The following is a 14952-nucleotide window of genomic DNA, read 5'->3' as shown; positions in this document are numbered from 1 at the left end:
CCCGAATCGGCGGCGTCGCAGCCTCACGCGGATTCTTGGACAGGCTCCTAGCGGCGAGGAAAGAGAATCCTGAAGCCGGCCTGCTCGAAGTGCGCATCACCTGTCAGGGCCTCCCGGATGCCCGTGTCCTGCATCACGACGAAGGAGACGCAATCGGTGAGCCCCCAGTCCTTGTCCTGTCGGGTTTCGTAGAGGGCTACGGCGCGCTGGAGGAGCTCATGGTCGGTTGGCACAACGACCACCCGCGGGTCCGCCCACAGTCTCTTGATGTAGGCAGCCGTCGTGCGCCGGTCTTGCGGCGCCGCGAGGCCGTCCCCGACCTCGAGGAGCACGGCCTCCGTGGTCACCAGCACGCCGGCCAAGGACCTGCCCAGTTCGACGGCCACCTTGTGATCTTGATCGCGTGGATTGAGGAGCGCAAGCAGATAGTAGGCATCGGCGAAGATGGCCTGGCTCATGAGCGCTTGGGCCTGCCGTGCAGGTAGTGGTCGTGGTTGCGCGCCAGGTCGGCGGGGTAGTTGCCCTTCATCTTGGCGGCGCACTCAAGGGCGAAGTCCACGAGCGGAAGACCCTTAGCCTCTGGATCACCCACGGGCTGAACGATGAGGCGGCACTTCGAGCCCCGCGGCAAGTCTACAGGGTCGTCCGGGACGAAGGCCGTCCCGTCGAAGCGGGCGTTCAGGGTCACCATGGCGGTCACCTCGCACCATCGGAGCAAATGGGGTCACCTGCCAGCCGGCTCGATTATACCGCCCCGCGGAGGGGAAAGCAACCGCCGCCCTACCGCAGGGTGCGGGCCGGAATTGTAGGTGGCTGCGGGAGCTCCGAAGGACCGAAATGGGATAGCCCAGGGCAACGCCCTGGGAACAAGACCGCCCCGCGGCAGCCCTGACAGGGCGGAATCGAGAGCTTCTATCTCGCCCCTTCAGGGCTGGACCCGTGGAGCCCGCTGAACCCAGGGCGTTGCCCTGGGCTATCCCATGCGAGCCCTTCAGGCTCCAGAGACCATCACCCTGCCTACAATTCCGGCCCACACCCCCTACCGCACCTGCTTCGTCGCACGCACCTCGCCTTCCGCGAGCGCGCGGGCGAAGAAACGCAGGTCGGCGAGGCGGCAGGCGAGGAATTCAGGGCCGCCGAAGTGGGGGTTGCCGCCGAGGGCGAAATCTTCCGCGGACGAGGCGACGTTCTCGGGGACCTTGGCCGTGGAGTGAGCCGCGCCGTTGATGTAGAGGGTGAGCTTGGCGCCCTCCTTGACGGCGGCGACGCGGGTCCACTTGCCGACCTCGACGGGCCAGCCCTCGGTGCCGAAGAACTGCCCCGCCTCGATGCGGGCGTGCAACTTGCCCTGGTGCACGACGAGTCGCAGCGGGTCGTCCATCCCCTTGCACCAGGCGCTGAAGACCTGGCCATACTGGGTCTTCGGGAGGGCAGTGACCCAGAGCCAGACGGCGACGGTGAAGTCGTGGTCGGGGAACTCGGTGATGGCGTAGGTGATCCGGCCGGCCGCGCCATCAAGTTCGATGGCGCCGTCCGGCTTGCCATCGGGGCCGGGGGCGGGTCTCCAGCCCTTCGCGTCCTTCAGTTGCCCCCACTCGGGTTTGGGGTCGCCGCGCAGCGGAGCGATGACGAGGGCGGAATCCTTCGGCCTCTCGCCATACTGGGTGTCGGGGGTGTCGGGCGCCGGCGGCAGGGTGGGGTCAATGACGAAGTGTTTGTGGGGGGCGATGCTCTCTGTGACGCCGTGGGCGTTGCGGGCGATGAGCTTCCAGTAGTAAGGCGTGTTGGGCTTGAGCTTCTTCGCTTCCGATGCGGGGAGAATAATGGGCGGTTTGGGGGCGTCACCGAAGGTGAGGATGGTGCGGGCGAAGTCGGGCGAATCGGAGACGGCGACGGTGTGCCGGCGGCCGGCAATAGTGGGCGGCGTGTCAGTTGTGGGCGGCGTGTCCCCACGCCGCGGATCGCGGGATGTGGACATACCGCCCACAGATTCGCGGGGCAGGGACGCCCCGCCCACAGTTGCGGCAGGGGCTGGCTTGCGGAAGGTGAAGCGGATGGCGCCGGGCGGCACGCGGGCGCCGTCGGCGGGGAGCCACGGCACGGGCGCTGGGGGGCGAAGGCCCGTGGCGGGGAACCAGGAGCGATAGGCGCCGCCGTCAGCCCCCGCGCTGGCGAAGTCGCAGAGGCGCAGCGTCTTGGCGGCGGGGCCTTTGCCGCCAGCAGGCTGCTCGATGCTCTTGGGCGGCAAGCCCTTGAAAGGTTCCTCGATAAGCTCGGAATGACAGGTGGGGGGGATGGCGCCGTTCTCAGTCGTTGCCACGTCCGTGAGAAGCCAGGGGCGGAGCTTGCCCTCGCCCTTGGCCATCGCCTCATCATGCGCCAGGAGAATGGGGCCGCGGTAGAATGATGCCTTGCCGAATTGCTCCAGGTCGCCCGGCTCGGCGCGGATGCCCATGTCGAAGCGCAGCGTGACCGTGTCGCCGCTCCTCCATTCCCGCGCCAGTTCGAGGTAGCTGCCGGGCTGGACCTCCGGGACGGCCTTGCCGTTGAGAAGGACCTCGGTCTTCGCGGACCAGGCGGGGATGCGAAGGGCGAGGGGAAACGCTTGCGCCTTCGGCAGCTCGACGATGAGCCTTGTGCCATCGCCAATGGGGTAGTTGCCGTCTTGCGTGAGCGTCACCGCTGTGCCATCGGCCAGCTTGGCTTGGAGCTCCATCGGGCCGTAGAAGTTGACGGCCAGGCCATCGCCCCGACTCATCACTGCCCACTCACTGAGGGCGCCGAAGCCGCGGGGGCCGTTGACCGAGCAGCAGTTGAGGTGCGGCGTGTCGGGCCGGGCCTGGAAGTTGATGGCGACGTGGGACGGCACCCGCCGGCCGTTCATCGGCGCGTCGTAGGTGCACCACGCGCCCGAGGGATGCTGGGCGCCGGCGACGGCGTTGAACGTTGTCCGCTCGAGGTCGTCGGCGATCGTCGGGTCTCCCGTGAGGCGCAGAGCGTCCATCATCACGGCCTGCCAGGCGATGACGCAGCAGGTTTCGATGGGCGTATCGGCGAAGGGGTTGCCCGTGGCCTGCTCGCCGGAGGAGAAGCCGCCCGTGTTGCGCACATCGAAGCGGCGAATGCTCGCCCAGTGGTGGAGAAACGCCCGTCTGAGGCGTTCGTCGCCCGTGATGCGATAGAGCTCGGCCAGGCCCTGGACGGCGTGGAGGCTTTCCCAGCGGGGCCGGGGCGTGCGGAAGAACTCCACGCCCGCGAGGCCGGTGCGGAAGTAGTCGCCCGCGCGCTCGAAGTCCTTGAGGATTTCCTCGGCCATGCGCAGGTAGCGCGGCTCCTTCGTCTTCTCGTAGAGGAGCGCGAGGCCGTGGATGACCGACATGTTCATCTCGTGCGAGCCGGCGTCGAAGACGCGGCGCTGGGTGTCGAGGTAGGTATGGCAGATGAGGTCGGCCATGCGGCGGGCGACGCCGAGGGCCTTCTCGTCGCCCGCCTGCTCGTGCCAGAGCAGAAGCGCTTGAATGATGTGGTAGTGGCCCCAGAGGTCCCAGTGGCCGAGGAGGCGTTCGGCCTTGGGCCAGGGGCCGAGGTAGCCGTCCTCGGCCTGAAGCTCGGCCAGGCGGCGAACGATGGCCGCGAGCGTGTCGCGGAGGCGCGGGTCGTCCGACATGCGCATCGCCTGGACGCCCGAGATGAGGAACTTGCCGACGAACTCGCCGGCCCAGGGCACGAGGTTGGGCTTGGGCCCCTTGTCCCGGTTGGCGAACATGTCGAGCAGGCCGGGGTTGTTCCTAGGGGCCACAAGGAGCCAGTGCTCGACGTTTGCCTTGATCCGATCGCCCAGCACGCCGCCGAAGCGCCAGGCGGCGCCGGCGAGTCGCTCCATCGCCAGCGCCCCGCGCGGCTCGGGCGCGGCCGCCGCGCCCGCGAACGCCACGCACAGCCCCAGCGCGCACGCGGCGAAACACATCGGCGACACGGCTCAGTCCTCCGGCAGCTCGGCCGTGATGGCGGCGAAGACGGGCGCGACGATGGTGCCGCCCGAGGCGAGCTCGAGCTCGGTCACCTTGCTCCTGGCGCTCACACGGAGGCTGAGCAGCCGAAGGTGCGTGCGGCCCAGGTCGAGGACGCGGACCGACCCCGGCACGTCGGCCTTGCTGTTGTAGTCGGCCAGGTGCTCGCCGCTGATCCACTGGACCTCCTGCGACGGGGCATCCTCGTAGCGGATGCGGACGACGGCCCCGACCCTGCGGTCCTGCGCCCAGGGGAACGCCCAGCCAGCCACGCCGCCGAGGAAGTGGAACGCGCGGCAACGGAAGCCGACGGGCACCTTGACACTCGCCGGGTACTTCGCCGCCAGGGCCTCGGCCGGCCCGCCGCGGAGGATGAGCAGGTTGCGCCCGCCGTTCGTCGCGGGGTCAATCACCTCGAACGGCACGCCGCGCAGGGTGTGCGCGCCGTAGCGGGGAAACGGGAAGCAGTCGGCCGTGAACGCCGGGCTGACGAAGAGGCCGCGCCCATTGTTGGAGTGGACGTTGACGGCGCCGCGGAGGTCCACCGGGCGGAACCTGCCGCTCGACGCCTCGGGCAGCCAGACGGCGTAGCCGTCGCGGCGGCCTGTCCGCTCCCGTCTCTCGGCCTCGTCGCGGTACCACACGCCGATGTTGCCGAAGGGGAGCATTGTGGCCAGCGCCCGCTGGCCATCGGTGAGGGCGACGCGCACGCGATAGGCGGGGCCGAAGGCTCGCGCGGGCGTTTCGACAGGCGTGATCGCCGCGCCCGACGCCTCGGCATCCAGGAGCAGGCCCGCCAGACCGGGGAAGGGGTCGCCCGCGGCGTCGCCCACGAGGGCCCGGCGAGTCGCGGGGTCGCACCAGACGGTGTCGAGGGCGTAGACGAGCGGGCCGCGCAGGAGGCAGAAGCGCCCGTCGTTGCCGCGCCGGCCGGCGAACCAGCGCGGCTCCATCGGCAGCGTGACGGTCACGCGGTCGCCTGCTCTCCACTCGCGGGCCACGGCGGCGAAGGTGGGCTCGCGCCGCGGCCGCTCGGCCACGGGCTGGTCGTTCACCGTCACGGTGGGCTTCTCGCACCAGGCGGGCAGGCGCAGCCGCAGGGCGAACCGCTCGGGCTTCGCGGGCGAGACCTCGATCTCCACCTTCTCGCCCGTCGGGTAGTCGGTGGCCTGGCGGATCGTGAGTTCGGTGCCCGAGGCGAGCTTCGTGCGGAGGGTGGAGGGCACGTACTGGTTGATGGCCACGCCGTCGCGCGTGCGGCCGTAGAGGAGGCCCGGCACCATGGCCAGAATACGCGGGCCGCTGGACGAGCAGCAATCCGGCCCGGTGAAACAACCCTCGGGCTTCCAGCCGTTGAGCGGCGTGTGGTAGCGCCAGCCGTCGGCGTCGGCGGTCTGCGCCGCGGGCAGATGGTTCCAGAGGGCCCGTTCGATCACGTCGGCATGGGCGGGGTCGCCCGTGAGCTCGAGCAGGCGCGCGTTGAGTTCGAGCCACGACATGGTGGCGCAGGTTTCGCACACGCTGCCGGTGTTGGGCAGGTCGTGCTCGGCGCGGTAGGTCTCGCCCACGCTGACGCCGCCGGTGACGTAGGTGCGGCTGGCGGCGATCTCGCTCCAGGCGGCCATCGCCTTGCGGACGAGGGCCTTGTCGCCCGTGGCACGGGCCTGCTCCAGCAGGCCGAGCAGGTTCATGTGCAGGGTGTGGGCGTGGACGTTGGGCTGGATTTCGTTCAGCCGCAGCGTGCCGTCGGCCACCTTGTCGAGGTTCGACAGCGTGCCGCAGCCCGACCAGCGGTCTATGCGACTCACCACCCACTGGCTCCAGCCGAGATACTTCGCGTCGCCTGCCACACGGGCCAGGCGCGCCATCGGGTGGGCGAGCAGCGCGCCCTCGAGGCCGAAATGCTCGGGGTGCCCCGCGATGGTCACCTCCTTCGGCACGGGGAAGAACTCGGCCTTGCCCGGGCCGACCGTCGCGATGAGGAAATCGCCCAAGCGCTTTGCGGCAGCGAGCGCCGCGTCGCTGCCCCAGCGCTCGCCCGCCGTCACCAGCGCGTGAAGGGTGAAGTACAGCTCATAGGCGTCCATGCCGCGCAGGGGCCGCAGGTCGTTGCGCACCTTGGGGTCGGTGATGCCGAGATAGCCGCCGGGCTCCTGGGCGGCGACGAGGCGCTTGAGCGCCTCCTCGGCCTTCTGGCGGAGCTCGGCGTGGCCCTGCTGCTCGGCGGCCAGGATGGCCGCCTCGAGCCACTTGCCCGGCTGCTCGCCGATCCAGAACCAGTCGCGATACGTCTTCTCCTCGACCATCTTCACGAAGCGGCCGACGTCGAACTTCAGCAGGTAGTCGGCGTTGCCCTGGAGGCGCTGGCCGAGGAAGCCCCCGATGCCGCTCACTGCCCCGGGCGGCAGCGGCGCCTGGGCCAGCGGCACCTCGGCAGCGAAGGCCGAACCGACCACAGAGGCGCAGAGGACACAGAGAAGAACGCGCGGCGAACACTGAAGCATCGAGCGGAGTCCTGTTGTGCATGCAGCGGGTGACTCACACGTCCCCATTTGCTATCATCATTGGCCGCGCGTGTCAACCGAGTCCCCTCGCCAGGAGGCCGCCGCCATGACCAGCCGCGAACGCTACCGCGCCGTGACGCACTACCAGCCGTCCGACCGCCTGTTCCGCCACGAGATGCGGGCCTTCCCCGAAACGGTGAAACGCTGGCAACGCGAGGGCCTGCCCCCCGACGACGACTACGCCCGCATTGTGGGCTACGACCGCTTCGAGACCGCGCCCGTCAACGTCGGCCTCGCCTACCACTGGAACTACGAGACCCTCGAGCTGACCGACGACTACGAGGTCTACCGCGACAGCCGCGAGGGGGCGATCAAGAAGAAGTTCCGCCGCGCCGCCGAGCCCAACATGCCCCAGTACATCGAGTTCCCCCTCAAGGACCGCGAGACGTGGCGCCGCGACTTCCTGCCGCGCCTGAACCCCGACAGCCCGAACCGCATCTCGATGCACTGGGCGTCGCTCGTCAAGCAGTACGCCGTGCGCGACTTCCCGCTCGGCGTCTCCGCCGGCAGCCTCTTCGGCTGGATCCGCGACTGGATGGGCGTCGAGAACATCGCCGTCGCCCTCTATGACGACCCCGCCTTCGTGCAGGAGATGATGGACCACCTCGCCGACCTCACCGTGGCCGTGCTCGAGCGCGTCGTGGGCGACGTCCAGTTCGACTTCGCGATCATGTGGGAAGACATGGCCTACAAGACGGCCTCGCTCATCTCGCCGCGCCACGTCCGCCAGATGATGCTGCCCAACTACCGCCGCATCACCGACCTGTTGCACCGCGCCGGCATTGATGTCGTGATGCTCGACAGCGACGGCAACGTCGAAGAACTGATCCCCCTCTGGCTTGAGGCCGGCATCAACTACATCTACCCGATGGAAGTCGCGGCGGGGATGGACGTGGTGGCGTTGCGGAAGAAGTTCGGCCGCGACCTCATCATCGGCGGTGGGATGGACAAACGGGTCCTCGCCTGGGGCGACCGCGCGGCCATTGACGCGATGATTGACGCCAAGCGCGACCTCCTCCTCGAAGGCGGCTACGTGCCCGGCTGCGACCATGCCCTCCCGCCCGACATTTCGTGGGTGAATTTCCTCTACTACCGCGAGCGCCTGGCCTCAATCGCATGAGGCGCGCAATGGACCGGGCATCGGAGCAGCACGCCATATCGCGCGATCGCGCAGCCCCGCGGGTGTGGGCCGGAATTGCAGGCAGGGTGATTGCCTCTGGAGCCTGAAGGGCTCGCATGGGATAGCCCAGGGCAACGCCCTGGGTTCAGCGGGCTCCACGGGTCCAGCCCTGAAGGGGCGAGATAGAAGCTCTCGATTCCGCCCTGTCAGGGCTGCCGCGGGGCGGTCTTGTTCCCAGGGCGTTGCCCTGGGCTATCCCATCTTGCTCCTTCGGAGCTCCCGCAGCCACCTACAATTCCGGCCCACACCCCAGGCCCGCCTCGCGCTTGATTCGCGGGCGGCAAGTGTGTAGGATTGAAGCAAGTGTGAAGCTGTCCCACCGCAACGCCCGTTTCGCGCGGAAAGGGGGTGATGGCCGTGGCTGTAGTCGCAGCAGCTCGTGAGTTCCTGTTCGCTCTGGTCGCGACGTGAGGCGTCCGCCGCTGAATGGCGGCGCAAGGGACGCACGTGCTGCGTCCCGCAACCATCGCCGGCACCGGCAGGGCACCACGGCGCGACCGCTCAGCCGCGGCCCCGGCACCCCGCATCGCGCGAGCGAACAGGCGCTGAGTCCGCTCTCCCTCCTCCTCGGCGCCCCGACCCTCCCGCGCAGGGCCTGCCTCGGCCACGCCTGACGTGACTCGCTCTCCGCACGGTCGCCCCTGACGGCGCGGCACAGGGGGACTGCCATGCAGGCGCGCAGGTCTCGGCGGGCAGTGGGCTCCGCTGCCTGCCTCGTCATGCTCTCAAGCGGCCTGTTCGGGGGCGAGCAGGCCAAGGGCTTCCAGTGGCCCGCGTTCAAGGACCGTCGCTTCGAGGAAGACTGGTCGGTGCTGGCGAAGCGGAAGCCAGACGACCCGACCGACGTGTTCGACCCGATCAAGTACGTGCCGCTAAGCCCCGATGGCTTCATATGGGCCAGCTTCGGCGGCCAGGTGCGCGAGCGCTATGAGCACTGGAACAACTTCGCCTTCCGCAAGGCCGCACCGCGCGACGACGATTACCTCCAGTCGCGCTTCCGCCTCCACGGCGACTTCCACTTGGGCGACAGGGCCCGCGTGTTCATCGAGCTGAAGAGCGCGCACACCACCGACCGCGATCTGCCCCAGGGCCGCCGCACGCTCGACACCGACGAGTGCGACATCCAGAACGCCTTCTTCGAGTTTACGCCGTACCGCGACACGGCGACGAGCGTGGCCCTGCGCCTCGGGCGGCAGGAACTGGCCTTCGGCAAGGAACGCCTCGTAAGCACGCTCGACTGGGCCAACACGCGGCGCACCTTCGACGCGGCCAGCGCCATCCTCAAGCACGGGCCGTGGACCGCGACCGCCTTCTGGGGCCGCCTCGTGGTCGTGGACAAGTACCACGCGAACGATGACAACGACGACATGGACCTCTACGGCGTCTACCTCACCCGCGCGCTCGCGGGCGGGAACCTGGCCCTCGACGCCTACTGGCTCGGCCTGAAGCAGGAGGGCGTGACGTTCAACGGCACGTCGGGCACCGAGCGCCGCCAGACCGTCGGCGCGCGCCTCGGCGGCAAGATCGGCAACACGGGCCTCGACTTCGACGTCGAGACCGCCTGCCAGCGCGGCACAATCGGCGGGCGGGACATCCACGCCCTCATGTTCGCCTCCCAGCTCGGCTACACGTGGGCCCAGGCGCCGGCCACGCCCCGCGTCTTCGTCGGCTTCGACTACGCCAGCGGCGACGACCGGAAGGGCGGCGACGTCAAGACCTTCAACCAACTCTTCCCACTCGGCCACGCCTACCTCGGCTACATAGACATCATCGGGCGGCAGAACATCGTGGACTGCAACGCGGGCCTGGAGCTGAAGCCGCACAAGAAGCTCTTCGTGGCGCTGCACGGCCACTGCTTCCGCCTGGCCGACAACGACGATGCCCTCTACAACGCCGGGGGCCAGGTGGTGCGGGCTGGCGGCACCGGCACCTCGAACCGCGTGGGCAGCGAGATTGACCTGTTGGCGCGCTACAACCTCGACCGCCACCAGGCCATCATCGGCGGCTACAGCCACTTCTTCCCGGGCACGTTCGTAGACCAGTCGGGCAGCGCCAAGGACATAGACTTTGCGTACCTGATCTGGCTCTTCACCTTTTGAGGAGAGATTCATGGCAAGCGAAGGCGGCGCGCGGCAGGCGATCAGCCGGTTCCTGGCGTCGCGCGCGGGCATCATCGGGGTGGGGCTGTTCATCGGCGTGGTGGCGTCGCTGCTCCAGCGCGCCGGCAATCCGCCGAACATGGGCATCTGCGTGGCCTGCTTCGAGCGCGACACGGCAGGCGGGCTGGGCCTCCACCGCGCGGCGGCGGTGCAGTACGTGCGGCCCGAGATCATCGGGTTCGTGCTGGGCGCGCTGGCCTCGGCGCTGGCCTTCCGCGAATTCAAGCCGCGCGGCGGCTCGGCACCCATCGTCCGCTTCCTGCTCGGCGTGTTCGCGGCCATTGGCGCGCTCGCCTTCCTGGGCTGCCCGTGGCGGGCGCTCCTGCGTCTCGCCGGAGGCGACGGCAATGCGCTCCTCGGCCTGGCGGGGCTGGTCGCGGGTGTGAGCCTGGGCGCCGCCTTCCTCAAGCGCGGCTACACCCTGGGGCGCTCGAGCCCGGCCACGCCGCTCAGCGGCCTCATCCTGCCGGCCATCATGCTGCTCCTCCTCGGCCTCGTGGCATTCAAGGTGTCGTTCGGCCCGGGCGGCGCGCTCTTCTTCAGCGAGAAAGGGCCGGGCGCAATGCACGCCTCGCTCGCCGTCTCTCTCTGCGCCGGCCTGGGCATCGGCGTCCTCGCCCAGCGCAGCCGCTTCTGCACGATGGGCGCCATCCGCGACGCCGTGCTCATCCGCGATTTCCACCTCCTCAGCGGAGCGGCCGCGCTGGTCGCGGCCGCCTTCGCCACCAACCTGGCCCTCGGCCAGTTCAAAACGGGCTTCGCCGCCATGCCCATCGCCCACTCGAACCACGCCTGGAACTTCCTGGGCATGGCGCTCTCGGGCCTGGCCTTCGCCCTGGCCGGCGGCTGCCCGGGGCGCCAGCTCTTCCTCTCCGGCGAGGGCGACGGCGATGCCGCCGTCTTCGTGTGCGGGATGATCGTGGGCGCCGCCTTCGCCCACAACTTCTTCCTCGCCGGCGCCCCCGACGTCTTCGCCGACGGCGCGCTCAAAGTGGGCGGGCCGGGCCACTATGGCAAGGTCGCCGTCGTGGCCGGCTTGGCCTTCTGCACGCTGCTGGGCCTCACGGCCCGGCGAAAAGGATAGGAGAATCAGCTCATGGCTGACAACGTGGTAGACGCCCGCGGCCTGTCGTGTCCCGAGCCCGTGCTGCTCGTCAAGCAGGCCATCGAGTCCATCCCCCGCGGCACAGTGGAGGTGCTGGTCGAAACGACGGCCTCGCGCGACAACGTGACCCGAATGGCCAAACACCTGGGCTGTTCGGTCTCCGCCGAAGAGGTGGGCAACGAGTTCCGCCTGATGATCACCAAGGGATGACCCATGGCTCGCGGCGTCGTGCTTTTCCACACCATTCACGACCTCTTCCGCCTCGAGGCCGAACTGAACAGGCGGGGCATCGCCACGAAGGCGATCCCGACGCCGCGCGAGCTGAGCTCCGACTGCGGCAGCGCCTTGGCCTTCGACCCCGCGCACCTGGATGCCGTGCGCGACGCGGTGACCGCGCTGAAGCTCGAAACCGAAGGCATCGCCCAGGTTGGCCACTGACCCATAGGAGCGGCCGATGCGGCACGCGAAATCGAAGCTGTTCTCCCTGGCCCTTGCTGCCCTGGCGCTGTCCCTCGCCGGCTGCCTGCCCGGCCCGCGCCGCAGTTCAAGCGGCACCGCCTGCTGCCCCGGCGGCGTGTGCCCGATCGTTCCCACGGCCATCACCCTCCCGCAGGTCTCCAACCAGCGGGATGTTCCCCTGGTGATTGACCACGCGAAGCAGGAGGTGCGCGCGAGCGCCGTGGTGCAGAAGACCGACGCGCCGCGCATGAACGACTTCGGCTCCGCCGTCCCAGCTCTCATGGGCTCGCGCGGCGGCAGGTTCGACGACGCCTTTGTGTTCCTGCTCGACGCCTGGATTCCGGACATCTACGCGGCTCTCCTCGAGCTGGGCGCGCGGCCTCGCGCGACCTTCGGCACCGGCGGCCCCCTGAACCACGCCGGCGGCAGCCTCGAGCGCATCGAGCAGGGCTACATGAATGGCGACCCCGTACAGACCTACATCGAATGGGATACGCCGGCGGGCAAGCGTCGCCGCGCCTACGAGGACTTCTTCATCGAGAAGATCGTCATGGACGGCAAGGAGGTGCTCAAGCCCTGGACGCCGCACTTCGTGCTCCACGGCAGCGGCGTGCTCAACGACGCGAGGACCGGTTGCCTGATGTGCACGCACGACTGTCCCGGCGGCCTGATCGCCAACAATGCGCTGCCCCTGAAGACCCCCATCCCTACGCTCAAGGCCAACTGGGACCTTCTGCCCCCGCCGGGCACGCGAGTGACCGTGGTGCTGCGCCCCGTGCCCTCGGCCGAGCCAAGGACCCAGGGTGCGCTGCCCAAGACCTCGTCGCCCCCCAAGGGCCAGAGTGCCAGGTAGCGCCTACCGAGAACCAGAAAAGACGAGAACGCCGAAGCCGCAGTCGCGCCACGCCCGCGTGAGGCACGTCCCGAGCCGCCCCACAATGGCCTGATGCGGGCCCCAGAACGACCTGCCACAGCATCCTCCTCCGGGGGCTCCCGGGGCTGAGATAACTAAAAGCAACCTTGACTTTGATTTTATTGATGATATAATTTAGTTAGAATTGACTTAAATGTAGAGACGCCCCCATGAGTCCCGATGCTGACCGTACGTGGACGGATGCCCTGAACGAAGAGGATCTTGCCTTCCTGAAGCGCTTCCTCCTCGCCTCCGGCTCCCTCAAAGACTTGGCTGCCAGCTATGGCATCTCCTACCCCACAGTGAGATTGCGCCTCGATCGGCTGATCGAGAAGGTGAAGATCCTCGACAGCCAGGAGCTTACGTCGGAATTCGAGCGCCTCCTCCGCGTACTCTACGCCGAAGGCAAACTCGACATGGCCACCCTCAAGACCCTTCTGGTCGCCCACCAACAAGCCTTGGGAGATAGACGATGAAGGCCTTCGCACTCGCCCTCTGTGTCCAAGTCCTTGCTGTCACAACACATGCCGAACATGTCCTGCGCGAGTTCACGTGGGAGACGGTGATGGCCAACGGCGCGCCGCCAGGCGTCGAGGTCGCAACCAAGGCCCCCGGAAAGACGTACAACCGTATCCGCATCACGAACCCCGCGGACCAGCCCCTCACCGTCACCCTCCTCACCATCGAGCACCCGCCCATCACGCGCGCCACTTACGCCCTCATCGGCATGGTCTGCTGCGAAGAAGTCAAGGGTAAGGGCTACTTGGAGTTATGGAGCCACTTCCTCGGCGGAGACGCCCTCTTCTCCCGCACCCTGGCCGACGCCGGGCCGATGCGGCACCTCGAAGGCTCATGCGACTGGCGGCCCTTTGTGTTGCCGTTCTACGCGAAGGAGGACGCGCCTGCCCCCGAGCGGCTGGTCCTCAATATCGTCCTGCCCGCCAGGGGCGTCGTTCACCTCGGCACGGTGCGTCTCGCTCAGTATCGCCACGGCGAGGACCCCATCGCGGTTACGGCGGAGCGCGATGCCTGGTGGAGCGGGCGTGCTGCGGGTCTGATGGGGGGCATCTTGGGTGGAGCGCTGGGCGGCCTCGGCGGTCTCGTCGGCCTGCTCGCGGGCCGAGGCAGGGCTCGCGGCTTCGTGCTCGGAGCGGTGGGGCTCCTTCTCCCCTTTGGACTCCTGATGCTTGCCCTCGGGCTGGTCGCACTCGCCGTCGGCCAGCCGCACGTGGTCTGGTATCCCCCGCTTCTGCTCGGCATTCTGAGCGCCGCGATCCCGCTCGTCACGCGGCCTCAGCTGCGCAGGCGGTATGAGGAACTCGAGTTGCGGCGAATCCAGGCTGCCGACGCCCGCCCCTGACCGCGAAGGCAAGCCGGGAACGGGGCACGGCCGACCCGTCCCCTCGTCTACGCTGCTCACGGTGCTCAGCGCGGGCGGCCCAGCGGGCGCTCTCAGGGCGCGGGCGTTGCGGCTTGGTTCGCTGCGGCCAGCTCGCGGGCGACGAAGCGGGCGATGTCGCGGGCGATGAACTTCAGAAGCAGGTTGGGCACGCCGTCGGGCGTCTTCGACTGGGGACGCAGGTCCACCGGGTTATTGACGTAGTCAATCACGAGGAACTTGCCTTCGGGGGTGAGGGCGACCTCGGTGGAGAAGAGATGCAGGCCGCTGATGTGGACGATGGTCTCGACGATGCCGCGGAGCGGGCGCAGGCCGTAGTGCTCCTCGGCCGCGCAGGTGACGGTGGTGTAGACGTGGGTCCGGTCGTCCCACCAGCACGGGTAGTACTTGCCCGCCGCATAGAGCACGCGGAACCAGGCTGGGCGCCCGTCGAGGCGGGCTGGGACGATGTGGGATTGCAGCATGTATTTGGTATCAGGGAACATCTGGCGTGCAGCAGGGATGCGGTCCGGCGAGATGCAGGTGATGACGCCTGCCCCTCCGCCGCCATAGGCGGGCTTGATGGTGAAGCTGGGGCCGAGGGGGGCGAGGTCGAGCCCGGCCAGGTCTGGCTGCTGCTGGTAGGGCGGCAGGATGAGGGTGGGCGGGGTGTGGAGCACGCTGGAGAGGGCCGCGTGCATCTCGGCCTTGTCCCAGGCGCGATGGGCGTGTTCGTAGGGGTTGACGCGGCAGGTGCAGCGGGTCTGGGCCCACTGGACGAGGGGCAGGAAGGCCGGCTCCTCGTCGCTGGCGCGGTCGAAGAAGGCGCGAAAGGCGATATCGCCCGCTGTCAGCGCGGCCATCACGGCATCGAGGTTGGCGGGGGTGGCCTGGAGGAGGGTGAGGCCCTCCTCACGGCAGGCCTCGACGAGGAAATCCACGAAGGCCACGTCGCCGTCGCAGTCCCAGGCGAAGCACAGGTCGTAGGAGGTCATGGCAAGTCCTTGGCGCCGGCGCAGCGGGGAGAGGCCTGGCCGGCGGGGCGGTTGATGGGTCGGGGATGCGAGGGGACGCCCAAGGGAGCGTCGTCGGGGAGTTCGGTTTCATGGCGCGCATGATAGTGGAACGGGGGTTGCGAGTCAAACCCGGGCCAAAGAGAAGGGCCGCGTGCCAGAGGCAGCGGC

The 14952-nt window shown here is 68.8% G+C and carries 13 protein-coding genes; 8 read left to right on the top strand and 5 right to left on the bottom strand.

The window, feature by feature from the left end:
* Positions 1–47: 47 nt before the first annotated feature.
* From PLE19_16195 to PLE19_16180, 4 genes are all read right to left on the bottom strand, one after another.
* Positions 48–458, bottom strand: a complete 411-nt coding sequence (locus PLE19_16195; protein ID HPD16494.1) for a PIN domain-containing protein — start codon at positions 456–458, stop codon at positions 48–50.
* On the bottom strand, positions 455–691 hold the full coding sequence (locus PLE19_16190) for a hypothetical protein (GenBank protein HPD16493.1): 237 nt from the start codon (positions 689–691) through the stop codon (positions 455–457). The genes PLE19_16195 and PLE19_16190 overlap by 4 nt, the downstream gene beginning before the upstream one ends.
* A gap of 348 nt (positions 692–1039) precedes the next feature.
* A complete protein-coding gene (locus PLE19_16185) occupies positions 1040–3967 on the bottom strand; it encodes a glycoside hydrolase family 127 protein (GenBank protein ID HPD16492.1) in 2928 nt (975 codons plus the stop codon).
* A 12-nt stretch (positions 3968–3979) separates the two neighbouring features.
* Positions 3980–6514, bottom strand: coding sequence for a glycoside hydrolase family 127 protein (locus PLE19_16180; protein HPD16491.1), 2535 nt, complete (start codon positions 6512–6514; stop codon positions 3980–3982).
* 106 nt (positions 6515–6620) lie between these two features.
* On the opposite strand from PLE19_16180, the gene PLE19_16175 reads away from it, so the two are divergent.
* The 8 genes from PLE19_16175 (at position 6621) to PLE19_16140 (ending at position 13750) form a co-directional block, all read left to right on the top strand.
* Positions 6621–7694, top strand: a complete 1074-nt coding sequence (locus PLE19_16175; GenBank protein ID HPD16490.1) for a uroporphyrinogen decarboxylase family protein — start codon at positions 6621–6623, stop codon at positions 7692–7694.
* Positions 7695–8422: 728 nt separating this feature from the next.
* The gene (locus PLE19_16170; protein ID HPD16489.1) at positions 8423–9853 is read left to right on the top strand and encodes an alginate export family protein; all 1431 of its coding nucleotides are present in this window, start codon (positions 8423–8425) and stop codon (positions 9851–9853) included.
* Positions 9854–9863: 10 nt separating this feature from the next.
* Positions 9864–10997: a YedE family putative selenium transporter gene (gene yedE / locus PLE19_16165; GenBank protein ID HPD16488.1), complete on the top strand. Its 1134-nt coding sequence runs from the start codon at positions 9864–9866 to the stop codon at positions 10995–10997.
* Between the two features lie 12 nt (positions 10998–11009).
* Positions 11010–11228: a sulfurtransferase TusA family protein gene (locus tag PLE19_16160; GenBank protein ID HPD16487.1), complete on the top strand. Its 219-nt coding sequence runs from the start codon at positions 11010–11012 to the stop codon at positions 11226–11228.
* Between the two features lie 3 nt (positions 11229–11231).
* Positions 11232–11456 carry a DUF3343 domain-containing protein gene (locus PLE19_16155; GenBank protein HPD16486.1) on the top strand — a complete coding sequence of 75 codons (225 nt, stop codon included), beginning with the start codon at positions 11232–11234 and terminating at the stop codon, positions 11454–11456.
* Positions 11457–11472: 16 nt separating this feature from the next.
* Positions 11473–12330, top strand: coding sequence for a YdjY domain-containing protein (locus PLE19_16150; protein HPD16485.1), 858 nt, complete (start codon positions 11473–11475; stop codon positions 12328–12330).
* Between the two features lie 230 nt (positions 12331–12560).
* Positions 12561–12866: a DUF2089 family protein gene (locus PLE19_16145; GenBank protein ID HPD16484.1), complete on the top strand. Its 306-nt coding sequence runs from the start codon at positions 12561–12563 to the stop codon at positions 12864–12866.
* Positions 12863–13750 carry a hypothetical protein gene (locus PLE19_16140; protein HPD16483.1) on the top strand — a complete coding sequence of 296 codons (888 nt, stop codon included), beginning with the start codon at positions 12863–12865 and terminating at the stop codon, positions 13748–13750. The genes PLE19_16145 and PLE19_16140 overlap by 4 nt, the downstream gene beginning before the upstream one ends.
* 92 nt (positions 13751–13842) lie before the next feature.
* Here the strand turns inward: PLE19_16140 and PLE19_16135 are convergent, their stop codons facing one another.
* A complete protein-coding gene (locus PLE19_16135) occupies positions 13843–14763 on the bottom strand; it encodes a hypothetical protein (GenBank protein ID HPD16482.1) in 921 nt (306 codons plus the stop codon).
* Positions 14764–14952: the final 189 nt, after the last annotated feature.

The organism is Planctomycetota bacterium, assembly GCA_035384565.1.
In the GTDB taxonomy this organism is placed as follows: Bacteria; Planctomycetota; PUPC01; order DSUN01; family DSUN01; genus DAOOIT01.
The sequence above is the reverse complement of the archived record's forward strand: the minus strand, read 5'-3'. Positions and strand labels throughout refer to the sequence as shown.